This window comes from Nocardioides sp., from assembly GCF_031422975.1.
GTDB lineage: Bacteria > Actinomycetota > Actinomycetes > Propionibacteriales > Nocardioidaceae > Nocardioides.
In genome coordinates this window covers 1-16,334 of sequence record NZ_JANPEO010000293.1, presented here as the reverse complement: position 1 = coordinate 16,334, position 16,334 = coordinate 1, and the positions used below count along the sequence as shown (strand labels likewise).

Here is a 16,334-nt window from a genome sequence, read left to right as displayed (position 1 = left end):
GTACTGGCTCGTGGTCCTGGTCACCTTCGCACTCGGCACCGCTCTGGGCGACTGGACCCTCGAACTCACCGGCTGGTCTCCGGGCACCGCGATCCTGCTCCCCGCGGGCCTGAGCGCACTCGTCGCCCACGGCTGGCGCATCGGCGACGGCCCGGTGCTGTCGTGCTGGATGGCCTACATCCTCACCCGCCCGCTCGGCGCCAACATCGGTGACTACCTGGCCCTCGACAAGAGCGAGGGCGGTCTGGCGCTCGGCACCCTGGTGACCAGCGTTCTCTTCCTCGGAGCGATCCTCGCCACCGTGGTCTACCTGAGCGTGACCGGCGTGGACCGTACGGAGAGGCAACGCCAAGAGGCCCTCGCCGGCTGATGCTGCCACGGCGATCACCGCAGCGACGCGAAGATGTCATCGAGCAACGGCGGACCGGCCCGACGGCCCACCTCACGGAACCACTCGCGGCCCAGCACCCCGCGAGCCAGAGGGGTCGGCAGGCGGAGCAGCAGCTGCACGGTGCGCCATCCCTGGTCCGCCCCGGCCTGGCTGACGTGCGCCGCCAACGCCGCGCGCTTGCCCGGAAGGTGATCACGTACGTCGACGCCGTGGGTCAGGTCCGCACGGGCCGTGAAAGCCACGCCGAAATCGGGGATGTCGGGCAACGGAAGCACCCAGGACAACACCGCCAGGAGCCGGCCCACCGGAGCCAGCAACCCCCGGTCGACGGTCGCCTCGAGCACGACCGGAGTACCGGCCAGTTCGGCGGCCAGGGCTCCCACCCGGTGCACCTGCACATGGTCCGGATGGCCGTAGCCGCCGGCGGAGTCGTACGTCGTGAGCACGTCGGCGCGTTCCTCCATGAGGATCCGGGCGAGCACCGCTGCGACCTCCTCGGGGTCGGCGTCGACGAAACGACCGACTCCTGGTCTCGGCAAGGGGCCGGGCTTGAATCCTGAGTCGCCGTAACCGAGCACCTCGACCCGGACCGCACCGATGGCCCGCGCGGAGGCCGCGAGCTCACGACGACGCCGAGGGCCGAGCCCGTGTCCAGTGAGATCCTGCTGGGCCAGCCCGGCCTCGCCTGCGGTGGCCACCACGATCACCACTCGGTGTCCCTCGGCGGCCGCCCGCGCCAGGGTGCCGCCCGTGAGCAGTGCCTCGTCGTCGGGGTGGGCATGGAACGAGACGAGGGTGAAGCGACGCGGTGTCACAAGGCCGATCCTGTCAGCGCCGGACGTGTCCCCCGGATAGGCAGCAACGCCGCCGCCTGGGCGTACGCGTCCAAGGACGCTGCACACGCGGCGGTCCAGTCGAGTGGCGGGATGACCGCGCGACAGCGGGCGCTCATCGTGGACATCAGGACCCGATCGGTCACGAGCCGGGTGATCGCGTCGACCATCGCGTGGTCATCGGCGCCCAAGAATCCGTCGACCGCGGGAGTGATGAAGTCGCCGACCCCACCGCGGCTGCTTGCAACGACCGGTAGGCCAGCGCATCGGGCCTCCAACGCCGCGATGCCGAAAGACTCAAGGGTCGCTGGCGCGACGTACACGGAGGCAGACGCGTAGAGATCGCGGATCTGGGTGCGGTCGAGCCGTCCCGGCAGGACCACCCAGTCGGCGAGGTGTCGCTCGACATAGCGTGCAAGAGCGCCATAGCGGGGGCCGTCACCGACGATCACGGCCTTCAGTGCGACGTCGGCGGGCACCCGGTCACGCACCTCGCGCAGCATTCGGGCCAGGGCCAGTGGTCGCTTGCGTCGGGCCATCCGCATCACACTGACGATCGTGGGGATCTCCTCACCCTCGTGCTGCACCCGCCAGAACGACGGGTCCACGGCGTTGGGGAGGACCAGGGGGCGGGGCGATTCCGGCCCGAGGTGGGCCGCGACCGGCACAGCCGCCCGGTGGCTCACGGCCGACCAGAGCACCGCCCGCCGAGAGAGACCTAGTGCCGCACCGGCCACGGACGCCAGCACGGGCGTGCTCGGCCACATGGAGTGCACCGTGACCAGTACCGGGAGGTCGAGATCGGCGGCATGCCTGGTGGCGGACATCGCCAGCGGGGAGATCACGGAGACATGGGCATGGACCACGTCAGGCAGCTCGCGCCGCAGCAGCGCGCGGAGCTCCCCGGGTGTTAAGCGGGTCACCCAGGGCTCATCGGTCGCATCGTCTCGTCGGGTCGAGGTCGCGACCCGGGTGTCGTGGCCAGCGGCGCGCTGCTCATGGACAAGGTCGCGAACGTGCAACTCGATACCGCCCAGCCGCGGCAGGTAGCAGTCGGTGACGTGGAGGATGCGCATCAGCCGACCGCCGCTCCACCGGAAGGCCTGCGCTGGGACCACAGCCAGCCCGCCAGGCCGAGGCCACCGACGGGGATCTCCAGGCCGAAGGTGAACAACCGGTAGAGCAGGACACCCGCGACGACACCCAGGGGCGCGCCACCGAGCAGCAGCAGCAGTCCGGACAAGCCTGCCTCCACGAGTCCGGCGCCCCCCGGTGTCAGACCAGCCAGCGTGAGTAGGCGTTCGAACGCGAACCCAGCAACGACCGCGGGCACGGCGAGTGCCGCGCCGGTGACGTGCAGGCACCCCCACAGAAGCAGGCACAGGGACGCGTTGTAGGCCACCACGCCTGTGGTGAGCCGTGGCCAGCCCCGCCCGATCACCCAGGCACAGTCGGCTTGGAGGCGGACGACGCTGAGTCCCGGGTGCCACACATGCGAGGAGCCGACGACCCGTCGCGCACCGTGGGCCACCCGGTCGAGTCCGGCCCCGACCCCTCGCGCGACTCTGGGACTCCCCAGGACCGCGCAGATCCCGACCGACAACACCAGCAGCAGCGCCGTGGCCCCGACCGTCGCGGCGAGGAAGCTCCGCGACACCGTCGTCCCGCTGACAAGCACCCAGCTCAAGGCAACGGCTGGAACACAGAGCTTGACAAGCACGTCCCACACGTTGGTGATCACCGTGTACGTCGCGATGGCAGGTCCGGAAAAGCCCCACGAGCGTGCCATCTTGTAGTTCATGGCGACTCCGGCCGCGCCGCCGAGGGGCAGCACGTTGGCGATCGCGCTCCCGGTCAGGCTCAGGGTCATGGCGCGTCGGTGGGTGAGCTGGGGCAGGGCCGCCGTCAGAGTGACGGTGTGCAGACCCAGCCCGGCGAACCAGAGCACACACAGCATGGCCAGATCGATGAACGGCACCGCGCGCACCGCGGCAGCGACGTGTGACCACGGCGCGCCAGCAGCCAGCGGCAGCACGAACCAGAAGGTCGCGACGACCACGAGGATCGCCGTGATCGCCCGGAAGAGCCGCCACCGCCGGGTCATGGCTACACGTCTCGGCTGTGATCGCAGAGAGGCCCGGGCTGCAGCCCCATCGCCCGGATGTCCGCAACGATCTGCGGCAATGCCTCGAGGGTGGCTCGCCACGAGTCAGGCGCCGAGGTGCAGTCGCTGTCGTGGAGCAAGACGGTGCCGCCCGCACCGAGATGGCGCGACACGTGGGCACGCACCGTTGCGCCGGTCGCGCGGCGTTCCCAGTCCCTCCCCCACGTGGTCCACAGGACCGGCGTCAAGCCCGTATCCCGGGCCGCGCGCAAGGCACCGCCGCTCAGCACGCCGTACGGCGGACGCCAATGTGTCGGTGTGACACCACAGGACCGGATCACCTCGTCACGGGCCCTGGTCAGGTCGACGACGGTTGAGCGATGGCCACGGGTCAGGAGCAGCCGGTGGTCCCACCCGTGCACCGCCACGTCGTGCCCGGCGTCGACCAGCAATCGTCCCAGGTCAGGGGAGGCAGCCAGCATCCGGCCCAGGACGAAGAAGGTCGCGCGGACTCCCAGGTGTTCGAGTGCCTCGACGAACAGCGGCGTCGATACGGGGTCCGGTCCGTCGTCGAACGTGATCGCGACCCGACCGGGGTTGCCCTGGCCCGACAGGTGTGGAAACGCGGCACGACGCACAGGTCCGAGGGCGGCCAGCGCCGGCCCGGCGTGCGCGGCCAACGCCACAGCGGTGAGTGCGCCTGCGGCTCTCATGTCGGCACCGGTGTGTGATCCAGGACCAGGCGCGACCACGGGATGTCGCCGGTCGTCGCCGGGGTGACGGGCTGGGCCAGGACGTGGCGTAGGCAGTCGCTCAGCTCCTCGCGGTCGTGCACCCAGGTCGCCCAGCCAGCCTCGTGAAGTGCCTTGTTGTTCGTCAGACCATGTCCGGGCAGCGAGCGGTACGTCACCACGGGTAGGCCCATCTGGCGGGCCTCTAGCGAGGTCAGCCCGCCGGCGTTCTGCACCACCACGTCGCAGGCGGCCATCAAGCCCGCCATGTCGCTCACCCACCCGAGCGCGATCACCCCCTCGCGATGCTCTAACGACTTGAGGAGCTGTTGGTTGTTGCCGCACACGACCACCGGGAGAACGAGCCCGCAATCAATCAGATCGTCCACGGTGTGGGTGATGTCACCCACGCCCCACGACCCTGCGACCACCAGCGCCAACGGACGCCGGCCGGACACTCCCAGTCGGTTGCGTGAGTCCCGTCGTTCCGACTCGGTCCAGGGCCCGAATGCCGAGGAGACTGCCGGGCCCACGATCTCGACCCCACGGGCACCGAGTGCCTGTGCCTGCGCGGCCGGCACCGCGTGCAGGGACAGGTGAGCGTCCACGCCCGGTGCGACCCACAGCGCGTGCACGCTCATGTCGGTCAGGAATGTCACAACCGGGCTCCAGAAGTCGCCAGCGAGCCGCAGCCGCGACAGCGCGTGGCTGGCCAACGGGTAGGTCGAGATCGCCAGGCTCGGTTCGGGGTGGCACGCCGCGAGCAGGCGACGCCTGGCGAGGCGCGAGGTCAGACCGACCAGAGATCTGCCTCCGCGCGAGTCCAACAGCGGCAACAGCCATCCCCACGTGGCCGGCGCCAACCTCAACTGCAGCCAGTACGCCGAGCGGAGGAGCGGGCCGACCCCGGGCGGCAGCAAGTCCAAGAAGTCGACCCTGTCGACAGCGTAGCCAGCGTCTTCCGCGCGACGTGCCAGTTCGTGGGCGGCGCCGTCGTGGCCCGCAGCCATGCTGGCCGAGACGATCAGGACGCGCGGTGCTTGCGAGACGAAGGGCCCTGGTCTGCTTGTGAACACGATGCGGCGATACGTCACGAACCGAAAGGCGGTGCCGAGCCCGACACCGATGACGTTGGCCGAGATGTTGTCGGCCCAGGCACCGGTCAGGCCCAGTAGGTGGTGCGAGATGACCAGACAGGCGGCGGACAGTGCGAAGCCAATGAGGTTGAAGAAGGTGAAGAGCATGACCTCGCGGCGGCGACCGTCCGCGGAGTGGTGGGACCAGGTGAAGTGCCGGTTGCCCGCATAGGTGACGACCATCGCAATGATCACGGCGAGCGTGCGTGCGAAAAGCGGGTCGCCTCCGCCAAGGAGCGAGGACGCTCGGAGCAGGTTGAAGGCCGTGACGTCGACGACGTATCCCGCGCCACCGACCGCGAGGAAGGTGAGGACCTCCCGGCTCGCCGGCCGGCGAGCGACCTCAGGCAGCGACATCGGAGTCGCTCCTACGTCGCCCTCGCGGCTGCTGACGCGCCGAGGCTCCCACGGCAGTGGCACGTGATCGTTGCCTACGGTCCCCCAGGGCGATCACCCAGCGGGTCGTGCGCCGTGAAGAGCGACGAGATGTGGAGGCAGACACGTCGTCGTGGCGTGCCGTTGCTGCGAGCAAGGTCATGCTGTGATCGTGCTCAGGTCCGGCTGCCATTCACCTGACTGATCCGCCTGGGAACTCACCGACGTTTCCGCAGCTGTGCAGCGATGGCACAGCCGAACAGCGGCAACTCGCTCACGGTCTGCGGCTCCCCCGCCCAGGACGCGCCGTTCCCAGTCAGGTCGACGGCAGGTTCACTGATCCACTCTCCGTGCCATGAGCCACTCACCGTCAGCCCCACTCACCGGTGCCGCCCGTGGGGCGTCCCTCTCACCGGCACACCGGTCCCGCTGTCCAGCACGGCACGCATGATGCTCAACAAGGTGCCCGAGGTCATCCTGCTGTTCTGGGTTGTCAAGGTCATGTCGACCACGGTCGGCGAGAGGGCTTCTACTGGCTCGCCGTCCTGTCCACGTTCGCCCTCGGTACCTCCGCCGGGGACCTCGTCGCAGAGAAGCTCGCCCTCGGCTACCTACCTTCGGCCTTCCTGTTCGCCACCATGATCGCCTTGGTCGCGATAGCCCACCTCAAGGGCGGACTCAACGCGGTGCTGGCCTTCTGGGCCGCCTACATCCTCACCCGACCCTTCGGCGCCTCGATGGGCGACTACCTCACCGCAGCACCGGTCGACGGCGGCCTCGGGCTCGGCACCAACGGCACCAGCGGCCTCTTCTTGACCGTCATCGTCGGCGCGGTCGCCTGGTTCACGCTCCAGCAGCGACGCGCCAACACCTCCGAGCACGCAGTCTTGGGGTGAGCCGGTTGCGACCCGACTCTGTCGCGCCACGCGAATTCGACGCCATGGTCGTCGATGCCATGGACTCGCTCCCCGACTGGGTGATCCCGATCCTGGCTGAAATCGCCGTCCTCGTGGAAGAGGACCAACCGCCCGAGGAGAAGCGCGCCGGCGTCTTGCGCCTGGGGCTGTATCGGGGGGTGCCGCGCACCAGCCACTACGGTCGAAGGCCCGGCACGCTCCCGGACACGATCACGCTCTACCGCATTCCCATTCTCGCGGTTTGCGAACTCCCTGAGGACGTAGCGCCGCGTGTGCGCAAGGTACTTGTCCACGAGGTCGGACACGCACTAGGAATCGGAGAGGATGAGCTCCGTGCGCTGGGCTGGCACTAGCGCTCGGGCGCGAAGCTCGCAGTACTGCAGGTCAGGGCGTTGCGTCGTTTCGAGCGGCGCGGCAACGCGAGCTCGGGGCTCTGCGGACACCGGTGTCGCGGCGTCGCCGCGCTGACCCCGGCGTCGGGGAACGCGGCCGAGCCTTCTGCGACGCCCTGGAATCCGCCAAACCGCGGTGGCGCCGATGCGGACCCGGTTAGGGTGAAGACCACCTCGGGAGCCCCTCCCGATGATGTCGTGGAGGAGGGCCAGTTGAGCGGCCTGAACACTGACCGAGCCAGCGACGTGACCGGACGTGTTGCTCGCCCGGCCGAGCCCCCGCAGCCAGAACTCGAGCGCATGCGCATCAGTGTGCTGCGCCAGTTCGGTGTCCTGGACACGGCGCCGGAAGTGGCCTTCGACGATCTCGCCGCGCTGGCAGGCCAGCTGTGTGACACGCCGATCGCGCTCGTGAGCCTCGTGGACGAGGACCGCCAGTGGTTCAAGGCCCGCCTCGGACTGGACGTCTGCGAGACGTCGCGCGAGTCGTCCTTCTGCGCTCACGCGCTGGGATCCCCGGACCTCTTCGTCGTGCCGGACACCTGGGTGGATCCTCGGTTCGCGGACAACCCGTTGGTGACCGGTGAGCCGGGGATCCGCTTCTACGCCGGCGCCCCGCTGGTGACGTGGGGCGGCGTGGCGCTGGGGACGCTGTGCGTGATCGACGTGGTCCCGCGCACCCTGTCCGCGCGGCAGGTCGAACAGCTGCGCATGCTCGCACGTCAGGTGGTCGACCAGTTGGAGCTGCGACGTCAGCGTGAGGAGCTGGCGAGCGAGGTGGCGGCGAGGTCGCTGGCCGAGGACGCCCTGCGCGACACTCGACGGCTGTTCGACGACGTCGTCGCCCACGCCGACGTCGCGGTCTACGCCAAGGATCTCGAGGGTCGGTTCCTGCTCGCCAACGGCTCGTTCGAGGGCCTCGTCGGAAGGCCGCAGAACGAGATCGTGGGGCATACCGACCATGACCTGTTCCCACGTCCGGACGCCGACGCGTTCAGGGCACAGGACCAACAGGTCGCGACGGGCGAGCAGGGCGAAGTCTTCACGCACGGAGTACCCCACCCGGACGGCACCGTCCACCGGTTCCGGACCACCCGGTTCCCGCTCTCGGACGCCACCGGGAAGATCTACGCCGTCGCGGGTGTGTCGACCGATGTCACTGAGCTGGACAGTGAGATCCGCGGCCGCGCAGAGTCGGAGCAGCGCTGGAGAGCGCTGTTCGAGAACTCGCCGGTCGGGACGGCGGAGTGTCTGCCCGACGGCTCCATCATCCAGGTCAACGATCTGCTGTGCCAGATGCTCGGCTACTCGGCCCAGGAGCTGGCCGGACGGTCTGCGGACTTCCTACTGGCCGACAGCGCCGACGTGACCGAGCAGCAGCAGGACCGCGCGACCCTGACAGAGCAGAACTCCTACTGCGTCGAGCGGGTCTACCGCCGCAAGAGCGGCGAGGAACTTCCCGTGCTGGTCGGCGTCGGGGCGGTCCGGGACGCCGGGGGCGCCATCCAGCGACTCATGGCCACGGTCGTCGACCTGACCCGACAGTCAGTCGCGGAGCGTGATCTGCGCCGCGCGCGCGACGACCTGGCCGACCGTCAGGCGTTCACCGAGGCGGTTCTCGACACCGTTGACGTGGGGATCGTGGCGTGCAATGCGCAGGGTCAACTCACGCTGTTCAACGACGCCACGAGGGCTTGGCACGGACTCGACGTCACGGGGCCCGTCTCGGAGCTGGACCCGACGCAGTTCCCGGACCGCTTCGACCTCTACGACAGCGAGGGCCGCCGGCTGCCTCCGGACCAGGTGCCCCTCGTCCGGGCGCTGGCCGAGGGGTCGGTGACCGACGTGGAGATCCTGATCAGCCCGACCGATCGTCCGGCAACCCGGGTGCTGTGCAACGGTCGCGCTCTGTGGACCCCCGATGGGGTCAAGGCCGGCGCAGTGATTGCGATGACCGACGTCACCGAGCTGCGGGCCCAGACCCGGGCCCTGCAGGCGAACGTGGAACGCTTCCGCACGACCTTCACCAACGATCCGGCCGGGTTGGCGCTCATCGCCCCCGACGGCCAGCCCAAGCAGGTCAACCCGGCCATGTGCCGTCTCCTGGGGCGCAGCGCCGCCGAGCTGCTCGAGTCGACCGACGTCCTCGAAGTGATGACGCCCTCGGATCGTCATGCTGTGGAGGACCTGTGTCGTCAGGCGTTCCGGGAGCCGGGTTCGTCGGTGGTCTCGGAGCGACGTGTCCAGCACCGCGACGGCCATCTGATCTGGGTTCTGCTCACCGTGACCCAGGTGCCCGACCCGGACGAGGGGTCCTGCCTGATGGTCCAGGTCGAGAACATCGACGCGCAGAAGGAGATGGAGCAGCGGCTGACACATCAGGCGATGCACGATCCACTGACGGGCCTGCCCAACCGCTTCACCCTGCACGACCGGACCACGCAGGCGGTGGCGCGGCTGCAGCGTGGCACGGGCAACGACGTCACCGCCATGATCTTCTGCGACCTCGACGGATTCAAGGCGGTCAACGACGAGTACGGCCACGCGGCCGGGGACCACGTCCTCGTGGAGGTCGCCAAGCGGCTGTCCGACACGATGCGTCCCACGGACACCGTGGCCCGCCTGGGCGGCGACGAGTTCGTGCTGCTCTGCGAGGGACTTGCAGACCTGTCGGAAGCCAGCCTCATCGCACAACGGGTCGAGGAGGTGATCGCCGTGCCGATTCCCTGGCAGGCAGGTGAGCTCGTCGTGACGGCGAGCCTCGGAATTGCCCGGGCGTCGTCGTCGGCCACGGCGGACGACCTGATCCGCCAGGCCGACACGGCCATGTACCAGGCCAAGCGGCTCGGCAAGAACCGGGCCGAGATCTTCGACGAGGACCTCGGAACACGCGCGACCAGTCGGATCCGCGTCGAGAACCTGATTCGCACGGCCCTGCGTGAGAATCGCGTCGAGATCAGCTACCAGCCCATCATCGACCTGGCCACCGACCGGGTCCGGGGGGCCGAGGCGCTCGTGCGGATCCGCCGCCCGGACGGGACGGTGGCGATGCCGGGCGACTTCATCCCCGTCGCCGAGGACAGTGGCCTGATCATCGACCTCGGCATGCGGGTCCTCACCGACGCCTGCCGCAGCACCGCGCAGTGGCACCGTGACACGGGCCAGTTGATCCAGGTCGCCGTCAACCTGTCGGGGCGACAGGCAGCGCGTCCGGACCTGCCTGCCATGGTCGCGGAGGCACTGGCGAACGCCGCCCTGCCTCCCGGGGCGCTCGCCCTCGAGCTGACCGAGTCCGTCCTGCTCGAGGCGTCGCGATCAACGATCGACAAGCTGCACGAACTCCGTGAGATGGGCGTCGAGGTCGGCATCGATGACTTCGGAACCGGCTATGCATCGCTGCGCTACCTGCGGGACCTCCCCGTGACGTTCGTCAAGGTCGACCGTTCGTTCGTCGGCGGGATGATGGAGCACCACGAGGACCGGGTCATCGTCGACGCCGTCATCGGGCTCGCCGAGCAGCTCGGGTTGCGGTGCGTCGTGGAGGGGATCGAGACTCCCGAGCAACTGGCCCGCCTCCGGGGAACTGGTGTCCACGCGCAGGGCTACCTGCTCGGTCGCCCCGGATCGGGTGAAGGGATCGGGGTGCTGCTACAGCGTCAGGCCGCCGTCGAGGTCTCCTGACCCGGGACGGTACGGCGCGGTGCCCCGTCGCAGGTGTGGCGTTGGCCGGTTGTCGTCACGCCGAGAGCAGCCGTCGGCCGGTGACGAGTCGTGGCCGGATGCGCACCACCAGGTTGCGCACCCCCTCGGCCCACGGCTCGGGTCGATCACCCGGCTCAACCGCGTCCGAGTCGTCGTACCCGACGGAGCCCTGGAACAGCACGCTCCAACCGGACTGGTTGAACTCATCGAAGTCGTCCACCTCGAAGGCCACCCGACCACGAGTCATGCTGCGACCGAGCTCGGTGCGAGGTGAGGTCCGAAAGAGGATGTCATGGCCGTCGACGACGTAGTTGACGGGGAGCACGAGAGGATCGCCGTCCACCAGGAAGGCAATCCGCCCGACCGGTCTCGACGCCAGGAGCTCGTAGCACTCCTGCGTGGAGATCTCTGTCACGTGGCTTGGGAACCAGCGATCGCTGATCATCTCGACCTCCTCGGCACGGGTCGGATGCAGCCACCCGACGTTGCTGTTGGTCGTAGTCTCCATCGGTTGCACGCGCCGGTGCAGGGTCTCCGGTCACCCCGATGGAGGGCCAAGGGCCCCGCCGAGGGCGGATGCGAGACCAGAAAACCTTGGACCCGTGATCTCGGGACCTTGGGCCCTCCCCGCCTGTGTCCGCGCGCCGCTAGCCTTGCTGTAAGCGGGCAGTTGCTGGGGGAGCGCTGATCCGTACGGGTGAGGAACGCCCCGGCCCCTCACGCAGGTGGCCTCGAACAGTTCCGCTGCCCGGAGGTCCTTGAAGGGGGGCCTCCGGGCAGACCCCGCACGGGAGTTCGCCGAAGGGGACGAGGCCGCGTCCCCCGGGTCAGGACTTGTCGGAGGGTCCGGACGAGAGGGCCGTGAAGAGGTCTACATAGCGTTCGAGGTGACGGTCGCCGACGTACTCGTCCAGGACTCGTGCATGGGCGGCACGGCCGAGCCGTTCGCCGAGCGGCTGGTCGGCGAGGACTCGCCCGAGCGCTTCTGCGAACGCAGGCAGGTCGTACGGGTCGTCGACCAGCAGACCGTCGACCCCGTGGGTGATCTGGTCCTGGATCCCCCCCACCCTGCTGGCCACGACCGGACGGCCCTTCCACATCGCCTCCGTGACCGTGAGCCCGAAACCCTCGACCAGGCTCTTCTGGACGACCACCTCCGCCTGCCGCTGCAGGGCGTTGACGATCAACGCGTTCTCGTGGGCGTCCTGCATCGACAGCGTGGCCAGATGCGTGCGACTGCGCGTCCTGGCGGGGAGGCGGCGCCAGAGGCGCTCGCACTCCGCCAGGACCTCGGCTCCCTCCGGATCATCCGAGACGCCGGACGCCTGCGGACCTGCGAGCACCAGGTGGACGTCGTCGAGACCCTGCGCGACCAGCAGGTCGAAACCCAACATGACGCCGGACATGTCCTTGAGCCGGTCCCAACGACTGACTTGGAGCACGAACCGGTCCCCCGGTGACAACGGAGCTCCGTGGTCGTCCAGCAATCGCGCACCGGCGAGCACGGGTCGGGCCTCGGCGGGTGTCAGGTCCAGATTCTTGGCCGAGAACGGATCGATGGAGGGGGGGATGACCCACGTGCGGGCCCGGTCGAGCCACCGCGGCGCGTAGGCCCCGCGGGAGAAGACGAAGGCGTGCGCATCCTCGATGAAGTCGCGCAGGAAGCTCCAGCCGATGTCGGTCAACTCGTTGGGCGCGTCCCTGCCCACGTGGCACCGCCAGATGACCCGGGCGTACGTTCGCGCGTCCTGGACGAGGCCCGCCGTCTGGGGGTCGTGAAGCACCACGATGTCCCGGGGCGACACGCGACGACGAAGGCTGGCGGCATTGCCGGCCAGCACGGCTCGGTAGTGCGCACGCTCGGCCGCCCCCAACGGACCGCCGTCGCCCGGTTGGCCGTGCAGGAGGTTGTGCAGGCGCTTGGTCGTGACGAAGAAGTCTCTGTCCGCGTCCAGCACCAGCCAGCGGTTCTCGACGCCGGCTCCGTTTCCGTACGCGAGCAGCGTGTGCAGGAGTTCCGCGACCCCGCCTCCGCTGGCGGTGGCGTTCACGTGCCAGACGGTGCGCTCGCCGAACTCCGAACTGGCGCGCGCGGCGCTCGACATCAGCCGCTCCGCGCGCTCTGGAGGCAGGAGTGCCTTGAGCCGGTCGAGCGCCACCGGCGCGACGGAGATCTCACGCACAGTCACTGTCTACAGGATCTCGACCTCGACGCGACAGCCTCGGCGGCGAACCACCGTCCGCGGCCGGTCGGAGGAGGGACGAAGGTCCCTGGTGGCACGGGAGGAAGCCTCCGGTCCCGAGCGCCGCACGCTGCGAGGATCGCAGCAGACAGGTCGTGGCAGCGCGCCGGGCCGAGCAGCCCATCAGCACACCATCGAGAGGCAGGTCAACCATGAAGGCACTCGTCTACGGCGGTGTCGGCCATCGATCGTGGGTCGAAGTACCGGAGCCGGCGCTCAAGGATCCTGAGGACGCGATCGTGCGCGTCGACGCGGTCACCATCTGCGGCACCGATCTGCACATCCTCAAGGGCGACGTGCCCGAGGTCGAGCCGGGGCGCATCCTCGGCCACGAGGCCGTCGGCACGGTGCTCGAGGTCGGCGCGAGCGTGCGCGACATCGTGGTCGGGCAGCGGGTCCTGATCTCCTGCATCTCCGCGTGCGGCCGCTGCCGCTACTGCAAGCAGGGGCAGTACGGCCAGTGTCTCGGCGGAGGCGGATGGGTTCTGGGCCACTCGATCGACGGCACGCAGGCAGAGCGCGTCCGCGTCCCGTTCGCCGACCACTCGCTGCACGTCCTGCCCGACAACGTGAGCGATGACGACGCCCTGATGCTGGCCGACATCCTGCCCACGTCGTACGAGGTCGGCGTCCTTGCGGGCCGGACCTCCCCCGGCGACACGATGGTGGTGGTGGGTGCGGGCCCGATCGGGCTGGCGGCTCTGATCACGGCCAGGCTCTTCAGCCCGTCCCGGGTGATCATGGTCGACCCCGCGCAGTCACGACGCGCCAGTGCCCTCGCGGCAGGCGCCGACCACGCCGTTGCCCCGGAGGAGGCCGAGGCGCTCGTCGCCTCGCTCACCGAGGGCGCCGGCGCGGACGTGGTGGTCGCGGCGGTGGGCGCGCCCACCAGCTTCGAGCTCGGCACGTCGTTGGTCAGGGCGGGTGGACACGTGGCCAACGTCGGGGTGCACGGCGAGCCCGCGACCCTCCATCTCGAGACGCTGTGGATCAAGGACGTCACCATCACCACCGGACTGGTCGACACCCGGACGACCCCCCTGTTGCTCCGCCTGCTCAGCGAGAAGCTGCTGGACGTGTCGTCGTTGTGTACCCATCGCTTCGGTCTCGACGAGATGCAGGACGCCTACGACGTGTTCTCGCGGGCGGGCGACACCGGCGCGCTCAAGGTCGCCCTGTTCAGTCCCGAGTCCGTCGCCTGATCGTGGCATCCGGCCCGGGGAAGACCAGCGACTCGTGACCTGTGTCGGACCAGCGCACGACGTACGGCGGGCTCCCGTCCTCGTGCTTGACCTCGAGGATCTCCGCGTCCCGCGTCGGGCCGTCAACATGCTGGCTGTGCACGACGAGGCGATCGCCGACTGCCGCAAACATGACGGCCTCTCAGGCCTGTTGGTGGTGGACGGGGAGGCAGCGTGGCCCGGTCACGGTGGTCATCTTGTACTCCTCTGGTCAGTGGGCGCCCGGGCCGCGTGAGTCCCCGGGTGCCTTCATTGTCCTGGCGGCCAGGGGGGCTGCACAGGGTCGGTGGTCCCGAACTGGCTGACATCGGTCCCGGGTCGGCTGGGCCGCGCTGTTGAGCCTGCCCCGGTGCCGACGTCGCTGCCCGGTGGATCTGACGCGCCGCGGCGGTCCGAGGACGAGGCCGTCAGCGGTGTCATCGCGGGTAGAGGGCGGCCGCGGCACGCAGTCGTTCGGCGACCTCGCCGCGCAGGGCGGGGGGTTCGAGCACTTCCACGTGCGGGGAGAGCGAGAGCACGTCGCTCGCGGCTGCGCCGAGGGTCGCGAACCGGAATGTTGCCTGGTGCCAGCCGGCTGCATCGGCGACGACGCTGCGTCTGACCCTGAGTGGTTGCAGGACACGCAGCACCGCGGCGAGTTGACGGCCCTGGGCAGAGATGCGGATCGTCCCGCGTCGCGCCGGTCCTCTGCGCCGGTTCACCGGTGTCCACGTGTTCGGGTCGCTCACCTGGCGGTCGAATCCCTCGAGCAGCTCGAAGCCGCCTCCGGGTCCGCGGACGGCGTAGACGGGCACTCCTGCTCCGGAGAGCTCCTCGATGTCTCGAAGAATGGTGCGAGGGCTCACTTCCAGCTCATCCGCGAGCTGGGCAGCAGTGGCCCGGCCGCGGCGTTGCAGGATCATGATCACCGAGACCAGTCGGCCAGCACGCATCCTCGGGAGCCTGCCAGCACAACCCTATTCATGACAAGAGATGTCAGTCTTGTCATCCTAGGGTGGGGCATCCGAGACCGAGAGACGAAGGAGTCAGACATGGCCGATGTCGAAGGGACAGGGACTACCGACGATCCCTGGGTCCTGTCCACCCCGCCGGGTACGTCCGAGTTCGCGGCCTACCGCGATGCCGCCGCTGACCCGCCGGCGCTCGTCGTCCAGGTCGGTGCGACCGAACTGCGCTATCACCTGTCATGCATCGAGGACCTGCACGCCATGCTGGTCGAGCGTGGCGACTGGATGCCGTTGGGCAACAAGGACGAGCAGAAGGAGGCGCAGGACGGCACGGTCGAGGCCTGGGGCCGCGATCCGGAGAACCCGGTCGGAGGTTGGTACGGCATGAAGAAGGGACTGCGAGGTCGCTTCGGGAACTACCTGCCGCCCGTGCTCGAGGCGCTCGGACTGGCCGAAGTCGAGCACAACGCGCGCAACAACCGGATGCGGGCGATCTCATGACCAGCAGGTGCGCCGTAGCCACCCGCTAGCACGCGTCGGACGTCCTGACCCGGTATCGACGGATCGCGCCGCCCCGGACTGGACCGCTGGCGGCATTCCACGGAATAGCCCGCGAGCACGCTCGGGGTTGCCGAGACTCGAGGCATCCACTCCCCCGGGAAGGCTCGACTCATGTCAGCTCGCCGCGCAGTCGCCGCGATCGTCCTGACCGGCGTCGTGTCGCTGTACGGCGCCGGGCCGGCAGGCGCCGTACCGGACACGAGCAGGGCCACCGGAGTCCAGCAGGATCCCGTTCGGGCGGCGCTGCTGCGTCAGGTGCACCAGCGAGAGCTGGCGTTGACTGCGATCCTCGACGCCGGGGAGCGGCACTCCCAGGTGGCGGGCGTCCGTGCCGACCGGCTCGCGGCACTGGGCTACACAGGCAACCTCGCCGAGCTCGAGTACGTCCTGCCGATCGGTGACTATCACCTCTCGGCCGGCTTCGGCCTCACCGGGCCGCTGTGGGAGAGCATCCACACCGGCCTCGACTTCGGTGCCGCGACCGGGACTGCCCTCGTCGCGGTGGCGGACGGGACCGCGACCGAGGTGGCCGACGCCGGCCCGTACGGCATCCGCACGATCCTCACCCTGGAGGACGGCACGGAGCTGTGGTACTGCCACCAGCTGACGCCCCTCGTCTCCGAGGGCCAGGGCATCGAGATCGGTGAGTCGATCGGGCTGGTCGGCTCCACCGGCAACACCTCCGGGCCGCACCTGCACCTCGAGGTGAGGCCTGACGGGGGCGCGCCGATCGATCCCGCGGCCTGGCTGGCCGGGCACGG

15 protein-coding genes and 1 pseudogene are annotated in these 16,334 nt (G+C 69.5%); 7 read left to right on the top strand and 9 right to left on the bottom strand.

The annotated features are described in order from the left end of the window. A pseudogene (locus tag RMO85_RS08870) lies at positions 1-370 on the top strand (hypothetical protein); the annotation flags it as partial. A gap of 14 nt (positions 371-384) precedes the next feature. Here the strand turns inward: RMO85_RS08870 and RMO85_RS08865 are convergent. Genes RMO85_RS08865 through RMO85_RS08845 form a run of 5 tightly spaced genes read right to left on the bottom strand, consistent with a single transcriptional unit; the run spans position 385 to position 5,552 of the window. Further along, positions 385-1,206, bottom strand: a complete 822-nt coding sequence (locus RMO85_RS08865; protein ID WP_310528363.1) for a PIG-L family deacetylase — start codon at positions 1,204-1,206, stop codon at positions 385-387. Then, the gene (locus tag RMO85_RS08860; RefSeq protein WP_310528362.1) at positions 1,203-2,300 is read right to left on the bottom strand and encodes a glycosyltransferase family 4 protein; all 1,098 of its coding nucleotides are present in this window, start codon (positions 2,298-2,300) and stop codon (positions 1,203-1,205) included. The genes RMO85_RS08865 and RMO85_RS08860 overlap by 4 nt, the downstream gene beginning before the upstream one ends. Next, a complete protein-coding gene (locus RMO85_RS08855; RefSeq protein ID WP_310528361.1) occupies positions 2,300-3,328 on the bottom strand; it encodes a lysylphosphatidylglycerol synthase domain-containing protein in 1,029 nt (342 codons plus the stop codon). Before RMO85_RS08855 ends, RMO85_RS08860 begins: the two co-directional genes overlap by 1 nt. A gap of 2 nt (positions 3,329-3,330) precedes the next feature. Next, on the bottom strand, positions 3,331-4,041 hold the full coding sequence (locus RMO85_RS08850) for a polysaccharide deacetylase family protein (RefSeq protein ID WP_310528360.1): 711 nt from the start codon (positions 4,039-4,041) through the stop codon (positions 3,331-3,333). Next, the gene (locus tag RMO85_RS08845) at positions 4,038-5,552 is read right to left on the bottom strand and encodes a GtrA family protein (RefSeq protein WP_310528359.1); all 1,515 of its coding nucleotides are present in this window, start codon (positions 5,550-5,552) and stop codon (positions 4,038-4,040) included. The genes RMO85_RS08850 and RMO85_RS08845 overlap by 4 nt, the downstream gene beginning before the upstream one ends. 413 nt (positions 5,553-5,965) lie before the next feature. On the opposite strand from RMO85_RS08845, the gene RMO85_RS08840 reads away from it, so the two are divergent. The 3 genes from RMO85_RS08840 (at position 5,966) to RMO85_RS08830 (ending at position 10,560) form a co-directional block, all read left to right on the top strand. After that, on the top strand, positions 5,966-6,466 hold the full coding sequence (locus tag RMO85_RS08840; RefSeq protein WP_310528358.1) for a hypothetical protein: 501 nt from the start codon (positions 5,966-5,968) through the stop codon (positions 6,464-6,466). A 44-nt stretch (positions 6,467-6,510) separates the two neighbouring features. Further along, on the top strand, positions 6,511-6,840 hold the full coding sequence (locus RMO85_RS08835; RefSeq protein ID WP_310528357.1) for a metallopeptidase family protein: 330 nt from the start codon (positions 6,511-6,513) through the stop codon (positions 6,838-6,840). Positions 6,841-7,179: 339 nt separating this feature from the next. Continuing rightward, complete coding sequence (locus RMO85_RS08830) at positions 7,180-10,560, top strand: EAL domain-containing protein (RefSeq protein ID WP_310528356.1); 3,381 nt, start codon at positions 7,180-7,182, stop codon at positions 10,558-10,560. A gap of 55 nt (positions 10,561-10,615) precedes the next feature. Here the strand turns inward: RMO85_RS08830 and RMO85_RS08825 are convergent, their stop codons facing one another. Next, entirely contained in the window at positions 10,616-11,089 is a 474-nt protein-coding gene (locus tag RMO85_RS08825; RefSeq protein ID WP_310528355.1) for a pyridoxamine 5'-phosphate oxidase family protein, read from the bottom strand. A gap of 319 nt (positions 11,090-11,408) precedes the next feature. Further along, complete coding sequence (locus RMO85_RS08820) at positions 11,409-12,764, bottom strand: glycosyltransferase (RefSeq protein ID WP_310528354.1); 1,356 nt, start codon at positions 12,762-12,764, stop codon at positions 11,409-11,411. 212 nt (positions 12,765-12,976) lie between these two features. Between RMO85_RS08820 and RMO85_RS08815 the strand changes: the two genes are divergently transcribed. After that, positions 12,977-14,026: an alcohol dehydrogenase catalytic domain-containing protein gene (locus RMO85_RS08815; protein WP_310528353.1), complete on the top strand. Its 1,050-nt coding sequence runs from the start codon at positions 12,977-12,979 to the stop codon at positions 14,024-14,026. Here the strand turns inward: RMO85_RS08815 and RMO85_RS08810 are convergent. Both RMO85_RS08810 and RMO85_RS08805 read right to left on the bottom strand, forming a co-directional pair. After that, positions 14,004-14,198 (bottom strand): DUF1918 domain-containing protein, encoded by a 195-nt coding sequence (locus tag RMO85_RS08810; protein WP_310528352.1) that lies wholly within the window; start codon positions 14,196-14,198, stop codon positions 14,004-14,006. The two genes, RMO85_RS08815 and RMO85_RS08810, sit on opposite strands and share 23 nt — an antisense overlap. A 283-nt stretch (positions 14,199-14,481) precedes the next feature. After that, positions 14,482-14,997, bottom strand: coding sequence for an HTH domain-containing protein (locus tag RMO85_RS08805; RefSeq protein ID WP_310528351.1), 516 nt, complete (start codon positions 14,995-14,997; stop codon positions 14,482-14,484). A 99-nt stretch (positions 14,998-15,096) separates the two neighbouring features. On the opposite strand from RMO85_RS08805, the gene RMO85_RS08800 reads away from it, so the two are divergent. After that, a complete protein-coding gene (locus RMO85_RS08800; protein WP_310528350.1) occupies positions 15,097-15,513 on the top strand; it encodes a DUF6855 family protein in 417 nt (138 codons plus the stop codon). Positions 15,514-15,684: 171 nt separating this feature from the next. Further along, positions 15,685-16,334, top strand: a 650-nt coding sequence (locus RMO85_RS08795) for a M23 family metallopeptidase (protein WP_310528349.1), incomplete at its 3' end; no start/stop codon positions are given.